The sequence below is a fragment of the Maribellus luteus genome (assembly GCF_003576475.1).
In the GTDB taxonomy this organism is placed as follows: domain Bacteria; phylum Bacteroidota; class Bacteroidia; order Bacteroidales; family Prolixibacteraceae; genus Draconibacterium; species Draconibacterium luteum.
Genome location: NZ_QWGR01000003.1, coordinates 463,325 through 480,885, shown reverse-complemented (window position 1 = coordinate 480,885; position 17,561 = coordinate 463,325). Strand labels below are relative to the sequence as shown.

The window sequence follows — 17,561 nt, the reverse complement described above, 5'->3', positions numbered from 1 at the left end:
ATAATCTGACTTATTTTAATTAATTTCGTCGTTGTATATCAAAGTGCTGATTACTTCTTTGATTGTTCAGGGAAATATCGAAGCCGAAAATTGCATCTATGGAAGAAGAATACAAGATACTCATTGTTGATGATGAGAAAGACCTGTGTGAAATCTTGCAGTTTAACCTCGAAAGCGAAGGTTTTGTGATCGAGATTGCCCACTCGGGCGAAGAAGCCTTGAAAAAGAATATCCAGGATTTTGATCTTCTGTTACTGGATGTAATGATGGAAGGCGTTTCGGGCTATAAAGTGGCCAATGTGATCCGGAAAGAGATGCAGCTGACGGTCCCCATTATTTTTCTGACGGCAAAAGTAGAAGAAAACGATGTGCTGACCGGCTTTAACGTTGGCGGCGATGATTATATCTCAAAACCTTTTTCGATTAAAGAAGTAGTGGCGCGTATCAAGGCCATTCTGAAAAGAGGAAGCCGTGTGGGAAGTGATTCCAATGTGATCAGCTTCAAAGAAATGAAGATTGATTTGAGAAAGAAGATCACCACCATTGAAGGAGAACCCGTTAACCTGACCCGGAAAGAATACGAAATTCTTTCGCTGCTGGCTAAAAACATGGGACAATACATAAGCCGCGACGAAATTCTAAAGCGTATCTGGCAGGACGATGTGATTGTTACCGAGCGAAATGTGGATGTCAACATTGCGCGTTTGCGTAAAAAAATTGGCGAATACGGAGCTTACATAAAAGGCAAATCGGGTTACGGATACTGTTTTCAATAGCTAATTTTCTGAACAGTGAAAAGATCATTCAGGGGCGAAATATTTTTCTACTACATCCTGGTATTTGTCTTGTTCACCATTACGGTTTTGGCATTCCAGTACCAGCGCGAAAAAAGCTACAAGCGGGCGCGGCTCGAAAACACACTGGACAACATTACCGAAATCACGGATAAATTTATTCGGGAAAACCATTTACTGGAAGATAATCATGTCAGCGATTTGGCTGATCTGATCAGTATTCTTCCCGAAACCAATCCGCGTATTACGGTTATCAGCAAAGAAGGGAAGGTGCTGTACGATAGTTTTGTGAAAGACTATTCGTCGATGGAGAACCACTACAACCGACCCGAAATAATGAGGGCGCGTGCCAACGGGAGTGGTGCCAACATTCGTACCTCGGCTACCACCAGCCAGGAGTTCTACTACTATGCACGGCTTTTTCCACATTATTACATTCGTGCCGCCCTTGTTTTCGATGTTACCGTAAAAGATTTCCTGAAAACCAGTACACAGTTCATCACTTTTATGGTGGTTCTTTTTCTGGTTATTGGGTTGATCCTGGTGCTTGTAACCATTAAGCTTTCGTACACCATTACCAAGCTGAAGGATTTTGCGGTGCGCGCCGGAAGCAACGAACTGGTGGCTTTCGATACAAAGTTCCCGGCCAACGAACTGGGCATTATCAGCGGGCAGATTATTCAGATATACAACAACCTTAAAAAGACGAAGGATGACCTTTCCACGGAAAAGGAAAAGCTGTTTAATCACCTCGATGCGCTGGATGAAGGAATTGCCTTTTTCTCGCCTCAAAAGGTAATGACGCTTTCGAACGGGAAGTTTATTGAAATGGTGAACCTGTTTTCGAAAAAGGAAGTGGTTTCGGCTACCGAGATGCTGGAGAGTTCGTCGTTTAAAAAGCTGCATTCATTTTTGTCGGCTTACCTGGAAACCGATGCGGTTGACCTGGAAAGTAGAGTACCCAAGCTCGATTACACGGTTTCGAAGGAAGAAAAGTATTTCAGGATCTACTCCATCATTTTTGCCGACCGCAGTTTTGAGGTGGTTGTGACAGATGTTACCCGATTGGAAAAGAGGCGCCTGATGAAGCAGCAGCTTACATCGAACATTGCCCACGAGCTAAAAACACCGCTTTCGTCCATCCGGGGCTACCTGGAGACGATTCTTGAGAACTGGCCGATCCCGGAAGAAAAGCAAAAGTATTTCCTGGAGAAAGCATTTTTTCAATCCGAGCGACTAACGGCACTGATCAATGATATTTCGCTGATCAACAATATTGAAGATGCGGGCGAGCTGTTCGAGATGAAACAGGTGGATATTAAAAAGATCACCAACGATGTTTACGAATACTTTTCGAGTAAGATCGAGCACAATAAAATTGAATTTATCGACGAGGTGAAGCTGAATACGGTGATAAACGGAAACGAATCGCTCCTGTTTTCCGTGTTTCAGAACCTGGTGGAGAATTCGATTAATTATGGCGGGCAGGGAATCCGCATCCACATTAAATGCTACCACCGCGACGAACGGTATTTTTATTTTTCTTATTCCGATACGGGCGGCGGGATTCCAAAAGAACATCTGCCGCGTATTTTTGAGCGTTTTTACCGGGTTGACAAAGGGCGCTCGCGTGTTACCGGTGGCACCGGACTGGGCCTGGCGATTGTTAAAAATGCCATCCATCTTCACAACGGCCGGGTGTCGGTGAAAAATCGTCCCAAAGGCGGGGTGGAATTCCTTTTTTCGCTTTCCATTAAATAAATACCTTTTTGTATTCCCCTTTCTGTTAATAAATAATTGATTTGTCAGCGGGCCAAAGCGGAAGCTGAAAAGCTGGGTTTTGCTGGGTTTGTGTGTGCATGGTGCCTGTTATCAGTGTTTTGTGTGAGGTGGTGAAGATGTTGCAATTCTGTTAAGCAAATGTAATAATAGTTTAAAGGGGCATTAATCGCCCTGTAATATTATTGGTCTTGCTTTGCTCCCGGAAATAATAATAGACATTAACACTGCACATTTTTAGAGTATGAACAGAATTGTTATTAGCATCTTACTGCTAATTCAAGCGATTTCAGCTATGGCACAAACCGGTTCGGTAAAAGGAACCGTGATCGATGCAAAAACCAAAGAAACATTAATAGGAACTACGGTAATGTTAAAAGAGACCTCGCAAGGTACCATTACCGATTTCGACGGGAATTTTCTGGTTCAGAAAGTTCAGGCCGGAAAATATACTTTACTGATCTCTTTTATCTCGTACGATTCGCAGGAATTGAATATTGAGGTAAAACCAAATGAAGAAGTAACATTAAATGTAGCGCTGTCGCCGGCCACTCTTGAGTTGGAAGGCGTTCAGGTAGTGGCCAAGGCCAACCGCGAGTCGGAAAGTATGTTGCTGGCAGAGCAGAAAAATGCCGTTGTTGCAACACAAGCCATTGGTGCCCAGGAAATATCCCGGAAAGGGGCCAGCGATGCGGAGGCTGCTGTTACCAAAGTCTCGGGTATTGCCAAGCAGGAAGGCGTGAAGAATGTTTTCGTTCGTGGCTTGGGCGACCGCTTTAACGCCACCACTTTAAACGGATTTCCGGTTCCGTCAGAAGATCCGGAGTACAAAAACATTTCACTTGATTTCTTTTCGTCCGACATGATTAAGGCTGTTGGCGTAAACAAGGTATTTAGTGCCCAAATGACTGGCGATGTAGCTGGTGCCGAGATTAACATCAGTTCGAAAGAGCTGCTGGGAGATTCGGAGTTTGGGATTGATCTTTCGGCGGGCGTCAATACACAGACTCTTGGGAAAGAGTTTATGCTTAGCGACGGCGTGAACGCCTTGGGTTTTGCACAAAGCAAAACGGCTCCTACCAACGAAGCTGTTTACAGTTTTGGCAATTCTCTAAATCCCACAAGCCAGAATCTTCAGCTAAACAGGGCGCTTAGTTTTGCCGGTGGAAAACGTTACAAAACAGGCACAGGCAAAGATATGCTGAGCTTTTATGTGATTGGCAGTTATGACGCAGACTACAGCTATGTGAACGGAATTGTACGCAACACCACAACTTCGGGTACTGTTTTTCGCGATCAAATGTCGGATGAGTTTGAGCTAAAAACTACCCACCTGTTAATGGGGAACCTGGAATACGGTTTTAATGATTACGAGCTGAGCTACAACGCTATGGTGATACATTCGAACACCCGGTCGATGCTGGATTACAACGGGATGCATTCGAATTTCGAAGATGTGGATGATTACAAGGGGTTAATCCGTCGTCAGCAAATTAACGACAATACCCTGATTGTAAATCAGCTGCGATTGAACCGTCAGTTCAACAGCCGGCTGAGTGCCAACACCGGAGCATCGTTTAACTACACGATGGGAAGTGAGCCCGACCGTCGCATTAATTATCTCTCCGATCTGGGGAACAGAAAATACCATCTGCTTAAGGGAACCGGGCGTCAGCAGCGTTTTTTCTCCGATTTAAACGTTGCAGATATCAACGTTCAACTTGAAATGAGTTATAAACTCACCGACGATGAAGAAAATGTATCGCTAGTAAAAGCTGGGTATAAGGGACGTTTTGCGGTGGATGATTTTCAAGGTATTGAGTGGGACAACCAGCGTGTTACCCAACCTGAAATCGATCAAAACAATATTGACCTTGATGGGCTGTTTAATCAATCGGCACTCGATAACGGCGACTTTATCAACTCTGAATTTGAGAGTTCGTACAGTGTAGATAAATACATCAACTCGGGATATGCCGAACTGATGTATCAACTCAATCCGTCGCTGATTCTGAATGCCGGACTGCGGGCCGATCTGGTTTACCTGGATGTTGCCTACGATGTAAACCGGGGGTCGAGCGTTGGTAATACTACGAAAGACTATTTCTACCTGTTGCCAAGTCTTAATCTGAAATACAGTCTCAATAAAGATAACGTGTTGCGCCTGGGTGCCAGCCGCACTTACACTTTGCCTCAGTCAAAAGAAATTTCACCCTACCGCTATGTGGGGCGAAACTGGAGCTCGCAAGGTAATCCCGACCTTATTCCATCCACTAACTACAACCTGGATTTGAAGTGGGATTACTTTTTAAGTCGTGACGAGCTGTTTTCTGTGGCCGTATTTGGAAAATACATTCAGGATCCGATTTCAAGAATTGAAAAAGCCAGTGCCGGAGGTTTTCTTACTTACGAAAACATTGCCGACAACGCCATCATAGGCGGGGTGGAGGTGGAAGTACGCAAGAATCTGTTCTCTACTCAGAAAGATAATGCAGGTACCTACAGTAAACTAAGTATGGGAGTGAATGCTTCGTATCTGAAAACCGATGTGGAGGTGAAGGGAGGACTGAATTTTACAAACAAGAAAACGGAATTGGAAGGTGCCGCACCCTTTCTTGTGAATGCGGATCTAAGCTACCAGTTTCATAAAACCGATCTTGATTTTACCGCATCACTGGTGAAAAACTATTTCAGTGAGCGTATTTATACCGTTGGCGCGGGTGGCTATCAGGACATTGTGGAAAATGGTGTTCCAACACTCGATTTTGTGTCTTCATTAAAGTATAAAAAACATTGGGGATTGAGTCTTAAGGCTCGCAACCTGCTTGATCCGTCATTCAAACTTACCCGCAAGCCAAACGCTGCCGGAGCTGATCCGATCGTACTGAGCGATTACAAAAAAGGCATGAGTTTTAACCTTGGAGTATCCTATAATTTCTAGACAGGAAAGAAAATAACGATTAATAATCACAACTCTTTAAAAATCTTAAAAATGAAAAAAGTATTATTTGCACTTACAGTTGTAGCAATGTTGTTCTCAGCATGCTCTAGCGACGAGGAGGATGTAAACTTCTTCGATGGAAACGAACTGAAAGGTGATATTGTTGAAGACGTATCGCTTAGTGCCACAATTGAGTACAAACTGACAGGAACCCTGAGTATCAAGGACGGTGGAATCCTTCGTATTCCTGCCGGAACTGTAATAAAGGCCAACAAAGGTTTTGCAAACTATGTAATTGTAGAGCAAGGCGGTCAGATATTCGCTGAAGGAACTTCCGGCAAACCGGTAAAATTTACTTCCGGAGCAAGTTCACCTGCCGCTGCTGACTGGGGTGGCCTGATCATTAATGGTTATGCTCCTATCTCAGGTGCCACTTCGGGTACTGAAGGACAGACAGAGGTGAACGAAGACCTGCCTTACGGAGGAAACGTAGTTGCTGATAATTCAGGAGTTCTTACTTATGTGATTCTGGAATATACAGGTGCCCGTTCAAACGAAGATGTTGAGCATAACGGACTTACCCTGAATGGCGTAGGTAACGGAACCCGAATTGAAAATATTTACATTCCCAATGGAGCGGACGATGGTGTCGAGTTTTTCGGCGGATCGGTTAACGTGAAAAATCTATTGGTTGTAAATCCGGATGACGACATGTTTGATGTTACACAGGGCTGGACCGGTACCTTAGACAACTGTTACGGAGTTTGGGAATCGGGTTATACTTCTACCGAATCAGACCCGCGTGGAGTAGAGGCTGACGGTAACCTCGACGGAAAAGGCGAGGACCATGTTGATCAGTCCAACTTCAAGATCAAGAACATGACCATTGTTAACGAGTCAGCTTACGAAATGAATGACGTGATCAAGATTCGTCGTGGAGCTACAGCTACCATCACCAATGCATTGGCCATTGGCGGAACTACGGGTGATATGGTTGACCTGACCGATAGCAGGGGTGGTGCCAATGCTGCTACTTCTATCAGTTTAACTGTTCAGGATGTAACCGGAAACCAGTTGAAAGAAGATGGAAACGGAGGTAACGTTTCATTTGCTACGGGTAATACCGGAGCTACAACTTCAGTATTCGACTGGACAAGTTATGGTTTCTAGAAAAGGGGCATGCGAAGACGCATAAATGAAAAAAACATAAAGCCTACGCAGTGTTTAATGGCAGGAAGGTTGTAGAATCTTCCTTGGAGCCTCGGGTTTGCCCGGGGCTCTTTTTTTTGGGGGAAGTGCCTGTTTCATTTGTGTTGCAAAAATGTTACAGAAGCATTAAGTCGTGTATCTTTTTTGTTAACTTTGCGTTAACTAGAATGACGTTAACACAATTATCAAGAAAGGAGGCTATCATGAAAAAGCTAGCATTTTTTGTTGGAATTTTGTTGATAGTGTTTTCAGTAAATGCTCAGAATCTGACTGAAATTGACGGTATTTATTACCAGGATTCTGAACTTTACACCGGTAAGTACACCACTTACTTCGACAACGGCCAGGTGAAAATGGAAACCAGTTTCATCAAAGGCATGAAAGACGGCGAATGTAAGTTGTATTTTGAAGATGGTCAGGTTAACGAAGTTCGTTCTTACAAAAAAAATGAGATGCATGGAATCTGGTTGACTTTCAACCTGAAAGGCACCAAAGTAGCACAGGCATCTTACAAAGACGGTAAGAAAGACGGAAACTGGTACGTTTGGGATGAAGACGGCCATTTGAAGTATGAACTTTGTTACAAAGACGGTGAAAAAACCGGGACATGGAAAAGCTACAACGAAATGGGTGTGGTAATCAACGAAAGAGACTACACCGGGATTTAAAACCTGATGTCATTAAAACACTGCATAGAACGTCTGCCTTTTGAAGGCAGACGTTTTTTTTGCGCCGGCTTCTAAAACCTTTAATCATTTTGTAATAAAATCGCAATTCGGATGTAATGAATGAGCTATACTTTTGCTTTCGTTATCGAATCGCATTTCAATGAAAACTCTTTTAAGTATTATTCTGGTTTTTACCTTTTTCCTGACGGTTTCAGCCGACGAGAAAGAACATAAAGTACTTAACGCTGAAGTAGCCAGCGTTTCCATTTCGGGTACAGTAAGCGACGATAAAACCGGGGAAACACTGGTGGGAGTAGAAGTAAAACTGGAGGGGACCGATAAAAAATGTTACACTGGTTTCGACGGGGAATTCTCTTTCGACGATGTGAAACCCGGGAATTACGACATTACGGCCAGTTATATTTCGTACGAGAAGTGCGAACTCCAAAAGCAAAATATCGATATTTTCTCAACCCAGTTGGAAGTTAAGCTGAAGCCTGTTCTTTAAAGTTGACAGGTTTATAATATTCGTATGGGACCGTCTGCAAGCACGCAGACGGTCCTGTTTGTTTTCCGAAAGATTAAATGTCCAAAACTTCTTTTCTCGATTTGATACTAAGCTTTGAGAAGATGCTGTTAATATGCGATTTTACGGTGCTTAAGCTGATATTCAGTTCTTCCGAAATTTCCTTGTTTGATTTTCCCTTTTGAAGCAGTGCAAAAATATTTCTTTCCTGAATGGTAAGTTCCTGAAGTATATTTTTTGATGGTGTTTTCATTTGTCTGGAGATAATACCCATTAACAAAACTCCAATAAGTAGTCCCAAAATGCCAAATAGTAGCGGGTAATAGTTGGTCGTTTTCTTTATCGAAACCTTCTTTCTGAATTCATTGAAGTAGGGCGATCGTTCTTTTTCCCACTTTTTCAGAAAGTGAATATAGTAGCCTGGGTTGGTTTCAATATGAGATTCAAAATTGCTTTTGTAAAGGGCATAAAGTGCTACCAAAGGGTAGGAACAGGTATCGGCGAATTGTCGGAGCTTCTCATCCATCGCATTTTGAAGTAATTCCCGTTTTAGAGAGCTGTCATATAAACTTGCAGTGTCCTGGTAGGCCAGCATACTGTTGATTTCATTCAAGAGTCGGCTTTGAGGTGAATTTTCTATGTTCACATTCCCAAACAGGGTTTCTGAACGCTTGCAGTTAAAGTAAATATCGGACTCACTGTTGGCGATGAAGAAAATGTGGTTTTCATCTTTTCCTCCAATAATTAGCGAAGCCGGAGGATCTCCTTTTTTGGAAAGATGCAGCCGGTACAAATGATTTTCCTTAGGGAGATAATCGGTAGAAAAAGAAAACTGATCTTTGTTAATATCAGATATATCAATGATCATCTGTTTTGACATCGAATTCATTTGGTCCAGGTTTCCGATCAATGAAATATACATGACTGAGTTCCACGTTGTGTCTGCCTGAATACTTCCCCCAATACGATGAGTTGCATTTGAATGGAAAAATAGTAGCAAGTTTGCCAGTAATAACAATGAATTCCCTTTTAGGTAGCTTTTGTAATTCATTGAAAGATTATTTTGAGGATAATATTTGTCTTGTGTTGATGATAATGTATCCATTGGCATTAGTTGGGGTAAATTTTATTACCCAGTCTCCGAGCATTGGATTTTTTATTGATTTAGATGTTGTACCGGAAACAAATTCATCTAACTCATTTTTCTGGGTGGAATTATCAATGTTTTTTTTATTGATTGGTTGCATTTTTTTAGGTTTTGTTTTCCCATAGATAAAATCGTTAATGGTAGTTTTATCCATATCATTCGATTGGGTGTTTATTTGGCAACCTACCGAAAAACTGCCTTGTTTTTTCCCTGCAGGATCATAAACCTCAACGTCAAGTTTTCCATTATTGACTGCACTTTTTATCTCAAAATCAAACATACAATTCTGCATATTCACCTTTATTGTCAGTTCCTCTTTTTCTGAAGCATTGGAAAACTCTATTGTTCGTTGCATTAGGAAGCGGGTTTCTTCCTTAATAGTAAAATCCGGTACAGTTTGCGCCTTCAAATGAGTGATAAAGAGCATGGTGATTACAAGGAAAGTTGAGGCAAGAATTAACTTTTTCATGATTATTTTTTTAATGATTTGATTGGACAAATCTATTTCAAATAGAAAATTTATGTAAATAAACCAGGTTTGAAATAAGAACGAAGAAAGTTGGGAAAAGTGATGAGGAACGTGGGTATTTAGATTTTATGTGAATATTATGGGGCATTTCCGATCATTCATTTACAAATTGTAAATTAGCAGCATGATCTGCATTCATTTAAAAAACACCAATCCCTTTTATTGCCTGGCGGCTGAAGAGTACCTGTTAAAGAATTTCGACGATGATATTTTTATGCTTTGGCAAAGCAAAGACACTGTAGTGTTGGGGAAACACCAGAACGCACTGGCAGAAATCAATTATCCGTTTGTGCGCGCGAACAATGTCACGGTTGCACGGCGGATTTCCGGTGGAGGTACCGTTTTTCACGATGCCGGCAATGTAAATTTTGCCTTTATCAAAAATGTGAAAAGCCCGGCCGAAATCAGTTTCAAGCAATTTACACAACCGGTGGTGGAGGCTCTGGCTTTACTGGGTATTGAAGCCACTTCATCGGGGCGAAACGATTTGCTGATTGAAGGGCTGAAAATTTCGGGCAATGCAGAGCATGTTTTTAAAAACCGTGTGTTGCACCACGGAACGCTGCTTTTTAATTCGGACCTGGAAAACCTGGGGCAGTCGATAAAAGTGGTAACGGGGAAATACGAAAGCAAAGCCGTTCAGTCGAACCGAAGCAAAGTGGCCAATATTTCTTCTTTTTTGAAAGAGGTAATGTCCATTCAGGAGTTTATCGGTTTTCTGCTGGATGTTCAGCTAAAAAAAGAAGGGAATACTTTTTATGAACTGACGAGCGCGGATGAGACTGTAGTGCAGGAACTGGCCGATCAGAAATTTGTAACCTGGGACTGGCGCTACGGTTATTCGCCGCGGTATGTTTTTACGAACAAAGTTGAAATCGAAGGCAAAGAACTTCTGATTCGTCTGGAGGTAAAAAAAGGAATCATCAACAGTGCGGAACTGGGAGGTACTTTTTTCGAGGCGGAGGAAGCAGCCGGTCTTTCAGAAAAACTGGCAGGTGTTCGTCATTTTTATGAAGACATTGCATCGGCGCTTTCAACGCAGGACGAACAGTTGATCTATGCTTTTTTTTGATGTACGCATAAAAGAAAAGCGTGCCGAAAATACAGCACGCTCTTCTGATATTCAAGATTCCAATATTCTAATCTTCCTATTTCGGTAGCGGGTAACCTTCCAGTTTTTTCAGGTTTTCCGCAATCTCTGATTCCGGGTATTCATAATCGTTCAGGGCACCGGCCATGTATTTGTTGTACCCAACAAGGTCCATCAAACCGTGTCCGCTGAAATTGAACAGAATCACTTTCTCTTTTCCTTCTTCTTTGGCTTTTTTCGCCTCGCGGATGGTGGCTGCAATGGCATGGGTAGTTTCCGGTGCCGGAATAATACCTTCGGTTTTTGAAAACAACAAACCGGCCTCGAAACATTCGCTTTGGTGAATGGCAACCGCGTCCATTAAGCCATCGCGCAGGGCAGCACTTACCAGCGGCGCCATACCGTGGTAACGCAAACCACCGGCGTGAATAGGAGCGGGAACAAAATTGTGTCCCAGGCTGTGCATTGCCAACAGCGGAGTCATTTGAGCCACATCGCCGTTGTCGTATATAAACGGTGCTTTTGTCAGCGTCGGGCAGCTGAAGGGTTCTGCGCCAATCACCTGAATGTCGGCTCCATTGATTTTATCGTACATAAACGGGAACGAAATACCGGCGAAGTTACTTCCTCCACCGCAGCAGCCGATCACGATATCCGGTTTGTCGATGCCCACTTTTGCCAGCTGTTTTTTGGCTTCCAAGCCAATCACCGTTTGGTGCAGCATTACGTGGTTAAGCACCGAACCCAGCGAATAACGGGTTTCTCCTTTAGGGTCGCTTACGGCAGCTTCCACCGCTTCCGAAATGGCAATACCCAAACTTCCGGGAGTGTCGGGGAACTGGGCCAGAATATCGCGGCCTGCCTTTGTTTCGGTACTCGGACTGGCAACACAGTTCCCACCCCAGGTTTCCATCATCATTTTACGGAATGGTTTCTGATCGAAACTTACGCGTACCATAAAAACTTTACACTCGATGCCTCCAATTTGAGCACAGGCGTACGACAAGGCTGAACCCCATTGCCCGGCACCGGTTTCGGTAGTCAGTTTCTTGATGCCGAATTGTTTGTTGTACCAGGCTTGCGCCACGGCTGTATTGGGCTTGTGACTTCCGGCGGGCGAAACGCCTTCGTTTTTATAGTAAATCTTGGCAGGAGTTCCCAAAGCAGCTTCCAGTTCGTAGGCACGAATCAGCGGGCTTGGGCGCCACTGCATCAATATTTGGCGGATTTCTTCAGGAATGTCGATCCAACGTTGCTGGCTCACTTCCTGCTCTATCAGGTTCATCGGGAAAACAGGAGCCAGCATCTCCGGCGTAAGCGGTTTCCCGTCGGGGCCGAGCGGCGGATTTAACGGTGTTGGCAGATCGGGTGCCAGGTTGTACCATTGTTTGGGAAATTCCGATTCATCAAGATAGATCTTCTTTTGTCTGGTCATGATTGTTTATTTTTTTGTTGTTAATTTATTGTTGTAATGAGTACAGCGTATTGAGTCATGAGACAGGCGAAATTGAAACGACAATCTCAAAAAAACGAACTTGATTTTCTCACTACTCATATCTCATAATCTATTTGTCTAAAAAATAAAAAAAGGGATCTGTTGATGGCACAACAAATCCCTTTTCCCGGTTTTCACCGCAAATTCATATCGTTATCTCGCGCTTCCATTTTAACGTTGCGCCAGCTCCATTCTTTTCCGTATAAAGGCTGTTTGTACATTCTGTCTTTTTGAATGAAGCGTAAAGCTAGTTATTATTTTTTTCTGAGAAAATATTTCAGTTTTTAAAATGAGGCTCTCTTTTCATGATGCTTTATTTAAGCAGCACTCAGATGCCCGGAAAAATCGATTCGCAACATTTGTTTGGAATGATTTGCATGAATTGTATGGGATAATTTTCAATTTTACAGCAAAATAAATTCAGCATGAAGAAAACGAACGCCGCGCGTATGCTCGATAGCCACAAGGTGAGCTACGATATGGTGGAATACAAAGTGGATGAGGCCGATTTAAGCGCGGTGCATGTGGCTGCTTCGCTGGGGCAAAATGTTGAGCAGGTTTTTAAAACACTGGTGTTGAGAGGAAATGCAAACGGTGTTTTTGTGTGTATCGTTCCCGGAGATGCCGAGGTGAATTTGAAAAAGGCAGCAAAAGTTTCGGGGAATAAAAATGCTGAAATGGTGCCAATGAAAGAGCTGCTGGGGTTGACCGGGTATATTCGCGGTGCGTGTTCTCCGCTTGGCATGAAAAAAACGTACCCGATGTATATTCACGAAACGTGTCAGCATTTCGATTTTATTTTTGTAAGTGCCGGAAAGCGTGGTATGCAACTACAGGTTCATCCCAACGATTTGGTTGCGATTACCGGTGCCGTTGTGTGCGATTTAATTGATCTTTGATTTTTAGGGAAGTTGTTTTGAGCACCCATGGTTATGCCGGGATTAAATTTCCCGAACTGCCTTCGTTTTTAGCTTTTTACTTTCGGGCTGAATGCCTATTTTTGCAGCTACTTTTAATCAGAAATTTGTAATGGAGAAACCGACAGTTGTAAGCGGGATAAGACCCACGGGCTATTTACACCTCGGAAATTATTTTGGGGCTGTACAGAATTTTATCAGAATGCAGGATGATTTCAACTGCTATTTTTTTATTGCTGATATTCACTCGTTAACCACGCACCCAACGCCTGAGAACTTGCAGTCGGGTGTGCGCCAGGTTTTGGCAGAATACCTTGCCTGTGGAATCGACCCGGAGAAAGCCACCATTTTTATTCAGAGCGATGTCCCCGAAGTTTCGGAGTTGTACACGCTGTTGAATATGAACGCTTATTTGGGCGAACTGGAGCGTACAACGTCGTTTAAAGATAAGGCACGTCAGAACCCCGACAACGTAAACGCGGGTTTGCTTACTTACCCGGTTCTGATGGCGGCTGACATTATCATTCACAAAGCTCATTTTGTTCCGGTTGGAAAAGACCAGGAGCAAAACCTGGAGATGGGGCGGAAGTTTGCCAAGCGTTTCAACCGCATGTACAAAGCCGATATTTTCCCGATCCCGCGTCCGTTTACTTTTGATGGGAAAGACATGATTAAAGTGCCCGGATTGGACGGAAGTGGTAAAATGGGAAAATCGGAAGGCAATGCGATTAACCTTTACGAAGACCCGAAATCGATTCGGAAGAAAGTAATGCGTGCGGTTACCGACACGGGCCCAACGGAAATGAACCAGGAAAAACCAGAGGTTATTCAAAACCTGTTTACGCTGCTTGACATTGTTTCAACACCCGATACAGTGGCACATTTCGACGAACTGTACAACAAATGCGAGATTCGTTACGGCGATCTGAAAAAGCAGTTGGCAGAAGACATTATTAAGTACACGGCTCCGATTCGCGAACGGATCATCGACATTCTGGAAGATGATGCTTACCTGGCCAAAGTAGCTAAAATGGGAGCAGAGAAAGCAAGGGAGTCGGCTCAGAAAACACTACATGAAGTAAAAAGTGTGATTGGCTTTAAAAAGCTGTTTTAGATCCACGATTTTCGAAAAGATACGAGCCGGGCTGTTAAGTCCGGCTTTTTTTGTGGTCGTACTAGTTGATTTTCCGGATGGAGTCCCTCAGTTTCATGCTGGGTTTAAGCAGCACCTGGCTGGTGTTAATGTCCTTGTTTTGAATTTTTGAGAGCAGAAACTTAACGGCAATTTTGCTGATGTCGCTTACCGGCTGTGCAATGCAGGAGAGTGGGGTGGATAGGTAATCGAGGTAAGGATGATCGTCAAAGGTTATCAGTGAAATGTCGTTCGGTACATGAATGTTCTCTTCTTTTAGCGCTTTCATACAACCCATTGCAATGGTGTTGCTAAGTGTAAATATGGCTGTTGGTCGTTGTTTTTGCTGAAGCAAAAGCTTGGTTTCCAGGTAGCCGTTTTGAAAGGTAAAATCGTCGCCAACGATGTTGATTTCTTTGTGCCCGGCTTCTCTCATGGCATCGGTAAATCCCTTAACCCGCAGGCGGTTGGGCGTGGAAGTTTGTACTCCCTGGATACAGGTGATTTTGGAGTGTCCGTTTTCGATCAGGTATTGCGTGGCTTTGTTGGCACCTTCGTAGTTGTCGGTAGAAATATAAGGGATGTCCAGATGTTCAAAATAGCGGTCGATGCAAACTACCGGAATTCTCTGGTCCTGGATTTCCTTTATGTGTTGCCACTGGTCGCCGCACGGAACAATGATCAGCCCCTCGATGTTTCGGGCCGTCATTTGCAGGAGTTCCATTTTTTCAATTTCAACATTCTCGTCACTGTCGCTAATGATGGTGATGTAATTAAATTTCCGGAGCTCTGTATTTATCTCACTGGCAATTCCGGCAAAGAAGGGGTTGTTAAGTGATGGGATAATCAAGGCTAAAGTGTTGCTTTTCCCGGTTCTCAGGTTGGCTGCAAAATGGTTGGGAACATAATGTAGCTTTTGGGCAGCTTCCCTTACTTTTTCCTGCGATTTCTTTCCAATGCGATATTGTTCGGCCTTTCCGCTCAAAACCCTTGATACGGTAGTAATGGAAAGTCCGGTTATTTCTGCGATATCGGTAATGCTTGTTTTCTGCATAAAGTTTATATCTGTGTACAAACGTTTGTTTGTTCTAAAATAGCTGATGCAAAGGTAGTAAAATTGGAAGAGAGGGGGAAGCCATATTCTATGATGGTTTATTGGTTATGCATTCGTTGTTAAGATAATCCTTGTTTCATAGTTGTTTACACATATTGAAAGGTTTTGGGAAACACGGAAATAAATTTTGCACAAACGTTTGTACAAAATTATTTTTGTTTATATGTTTGTGTGCGTTCACCAACGTTTCTTGAGATGTTAAACAAGTAATTATGAATAATAAAATCGTTGTGGTCGGTAGTTCTAATACCGACATGGTGGTGAGAACCAGTAATTTTCCGATGCCTGGGGAAACAATTATCGGAGGAGAGTTTTTGATGAATCCCGGAGGAAAGGGTGCCAACCAGGCGGTTGCTGCCCGTCGTTTGGGAGGAGATGTTGTTTTTGTCGGGAAAACCGGGAATGATATTTTTGGCAAACAGGCTGTTAAGCTTTTGGCTGCCGAGGGAATAAACATTGATAAAGTTCTGGTGGATGATACAAGTCCGAGTGGTGTGGCATTGATAACCGTTGATAGCAAAGGTGAAAATTCCATTGTCGTGGCACCCGGTGCGAATGGTACACTCGTTCCGGAGGACCTCCAGGATATCGAAGAAATATTAAAGGAGTCAGCAATGGTTGTTTTGCAGCTGGAAATTCCGCTGGAAACTGTTGCTTATGTGGCTGGCTTAGCAATTGGTTTGCAGAAAAATGTGATCCTCAATCCGGCGCCCGCACAGGCATTGCCCGATTCTTTGTTGAAAGGACTTTACCTGATCACTCCTAACGAGACCGAGGCCGGGCAGTTAACCGGAATTGAAGTGAAAGACATTGAGTCAGCTCAGAAGGCTGCAGAATTGCTGGTTGAAAAAGGTGTGCAGAATGTTATAATAACAATGGGATCGGCCGGTGCCTATGTTTTTAGTCCTGAATATACCGGATTAGTGGAAGCGCCCAAAGTAAAGGCGGTTGATACCACTGCTGCAGGAGATACTTTCAACGGAGCCTTGGCTGTTTTTCTTTCTGAAGGAAAGAGAATGGAAGAAGCTGCACGTTTGGCTTGTGTGGCTGCATCGGTATCGGTTACCCGAAACGGTGCTCAGGCTTCTGTCCCTTTCCGAAGTGAACTAGAAGGATAAAATGCGTAATCAACTAAACCAATTAAAAACAATCCATAAAACTTACAACCATGTATATAGTAACGAGTTATCCGTTTGCGATATTTCTTTGTTTTATCACAATGCTTTGCTGGGGATCGTGGGGAAATACCCAGAAACTGGCCGGGAAGACCTGGCGATACGAGCTTTTTTACTGGGACTATGTCCTCGGAGTACTTCTACTGTCGCTGATTTTTGCATTTACGCTTGGTAGTTCGGGAGACGCCGGGCGTGGTTTTGTGGAAGACCTGAAGCAGGCCGACCTGGGTAATATTGGCAGTGCGTTTTTAGGTGGAATTATTTTTAACGCAGCCAATATTCTTCTTTCCACCGCGATTGCCATTGCCGGAATGTCGGTGGCTTTCCCGGTTGGAATTGGCCTTGCGCTAGTTTTGGGCGTGATCATCAATTACATGGGATCCCAAAAAGGCGATCCGGTTTTTCTTTTCCTGGGTGTTGGTCTTATTACCATCGCAATTGTATTGAATGCAGTGGCCTTTAAGCGGGCATCTTCCGGAAATCAAAAGGTAACGACAAAAGGAATTCTTATTTCCATTCTTGCCGGTGTGCTGATGTCCTTCTTTTATCGCTTTGTGGCAGCATCGATGGACCTGGATAATTTTGTTAATCCGGCCCAGGGAATGATGACGCCCTATACGGCGGTAGTTATCTTCTCGCTGGGGGTTTTCTTAAGCAATTTCCTCTTCAATACTATTCTGATGAAGAAACCTTTGAGTGGCGAACCAACCAATTACAAGGCCTATTTTAAAGGCAAACTGCCAATTCATTTGGTAGGCGTATTGGGCGGAATCATTTGGGGGATTGGAAACTCTCTCAACCTGATTGCTGCAGGTAAAGCCGGTGCCGCTATTTCTTACGGATTAGGGCAGGGAGCCACTTTGGTGGCCGCCTTGTGGGGCGTTTTTATCTGGCGCGAGTTTAAAAACTCACCCAAGGGAACCAGCCCAATGCTGGCGCTCATGTTTATCTTATTTGCTGCCGGAATTGTTTCCATCATTTACGCCGGGGCATAAAAGCAAAACGGCACAGAATTCCATTCGAACATTTATTTCATAACGATAGG

General features: G+C 43.5%; 15 protein-coding genes. 11 read left to right on the top strand and 4 right to left on the bottom strand.

Annotated elements, in window-relative coordinates:
• Nucleotides 1–98: 98 nt before the first annotated feature.
• The 6 genes from phoB to D1614_RS07595 all read left to right on the top strand — a co-directional run bounded on the left by phoB (nt 99) and on the right by D1614_RS07595 (nt 7,899).
• On the top strand, nt 99–776 hold the full coding sequence (phoB, locus tag D1614_RS07620) for a two-component system response regulator PhoB (RefSeq protein ID WP_119437289.1): 678 nt from the start codon (nt 99–101) through the stop codon (nt 774–776).
• Nucleotides 777–791: 15 nt separating this feature from the next.
• Entirely contained in the window at nt 792–2,555 is a 1,764-nt protein-coding gene (gene phoR / locus D1614_RS07615; protein WP_147384103.1) for a sensor histidine kinase, read from the top strand.
• A 313-nt stretch (nt 2,556–2,868) separates the two neighbouring features.
• Nucleotides 2,869–5,514, top strand: coding sequence for a TonB-dependent receptor (locus D1614_RS07610; protein ID WP_206609944.1), 2,646 nt, complete (start codon nt 2,869–2,871; stop codon nt 5,512–5,514).
• Between the two features lie 51 nt (nt 5,515–5,565).
• The gene (locus D1614_RS07605) at nt 5,566–6,684 is read left to right on the top strand and encodes a beta-helix domain-containing protein (RefSeq protein ID WP_119437286.1); all 1,119 of its coding nucleotides are present in this window, start codon (nt 5,566–5,568) and stop codon (nt 6,682–6,684) included.
• A gap of 242 nt (nt 6,685–6,926) precedes the next feature.
• Entirely contained in the window at nt 6,927–7,391 is a 465-nt protein-coding gene (locus tag D1614_RS07600) for a toxin-antitoxin system YwqK family antitoxin (protein WP_162304445.1), read from the top strand.
• 160 nt (nt 7,392–7,551) lie between these two features.
• Entirely contained in the window at nt 7,552–7,899 is a 348-nt protein-coding gene (locus D1614_RS07595) for a carboxypeptidase-like regulatory domain-containing protein (RefSeq protein WP_119437284.1), read from the top strand.
• A 73-nt stretch (nt 7,900–7,972) separates the two neighbouring features.
• Here the strand turns inward: D1614_RS07595 and D1614_RS07590 are convergent, their stop codons facing one another.
• Both D1614_RS07590 and D1614_RS07585 read right to left on the bottom strand, forming a co-directional pair.
• Nucleotides 7,973–8,968 (bottom strand): helix-turn-helix domain-containing protein, encoded by a 996-nt coding sequence (locus tag D1614_RS07590; RefSeq protein ID WP_162304444.1) that lies wholly within the window; start codon nt 8,966–8,968, stop codon nt 7,973–7,975.
• Between the two features lie 7 nt (nt 8,969–8,975).
• The gene (locus D1614_RS07585; protein WP_119437282.1) at nt 8,976–9,533 is read right to left on the bottom strand and encodes a hypothetical protein; all 558 of its coding nucleotides are present in this window, start codon (nt 9,531–9,533) and stop codon (nt 8,976–8,978) included.
• A 184-nt stretch (nt 9,534–9,717) separates the two neighbouring features.
• Between D1614_RS07585 and lplA the strand changes: the two genes are divergently transcribed.
• The gene (gene lplA / locus D1614_RS07580) at nt 9,718–10,665 is read left to right on the top strand and encodes a lipoate--protein ligase (RefSeq protein ID WP_119437281.1); all 948 of its coding nucleotides are present in this window, start codon (nt 9,718–9,720) and stop codon (nt 10,663–10,665) included.
• Between the two features lie 76 nt (nt 10,666–10,741).
• Here the strand turns inward: lplA and D1614_RS07575 are convergent, their stop codons facing one another.
• Nucleotides 10,742–12,118 carry a TrpB-like pyridoxal phosphate-dependent enzyme gene (locus D1614_RS07575; protein WP_119437280.1) on the bottom strand — a complete coding sequence of 459 codons (1,377 nt, stop codon included), beginning with the start codon at nt 12,116–12,118 and terminating at the stop codon, nt 10,742–10,744.
• 485 nt (nt 12,119–12,603) lie between these two features.
• Here D1614_RS07575 and ybaK point away from each other — a divergent pair, with 485 nt between their 5' ends.
• Entirely contained in the window at nt 12,604–13,077 is a 474-nt protein-coding gene (gene ybaK / locus D1614_RS07570; RefSeq protein WP_119437279.1) for a Cys-tRNA(Pro) deacylase, read from the top strand.
• A gap of 130 nt (nt 13,078–13,207) precedes the next feature.
• Complete coding sequence (gene trpS / locus D1614_RS07565) at nt 13,208–14,209, top strand: tryptophan--tRNA ligase (protein WP_119437441.1); 1,002 nt, start codon at nt 13,208–13,210, stop codon at nt 14,207–14,209.
• A gap of 61 nt (nt 14,210–14,270) precedes the next feature.
• Here the strand turns inward: trpS and D1614_RS07560 are convergent, their stop codons facing one another.
• Nucleotides 14,271–15,281, bottom strand: a complete 1,011-nt coding sequence (locus D1614_RS07560) for a LacI family DNA-binding transcriptional regulator (RefSeq protein WP_119437278.1) — start codon at nt 15,279–15,281, stop codon at nt 14,271–14,273.
• Nucleotides 15,282–15,553: 272 nt separating this feature from the next.
• Between D1614_RS07560 and rbsK the strand changes: the two genes are divergently transcribed.
• Together rbsK and D1614_RS07550 are read left to right on the top strand one after the other, a co-directional pair.
• Complete coding sequence (gene rbsK / locus D1614_RS07555) at nt 15,554–16,459, top strand: ribokinase (RefSeq protein ID WP_119437277.1); 906 nt, start codon at nt 15,554–15,556, stop codon at nt 16,457–16,459.
• 50 nt (nt 16,460–16,509) lie between these two features.
• A complete protein-coding gene (locus D1614_RS07550; protein WP_119437276.1) occupies nt 16,510–17,511 on the top strand; it encodes a GRP family sugar transporter in 1,002 nt (333 codons plus the stop codon).
• Nucleotides 17,512–17,561: the final 50 nt, after the last annotated feature.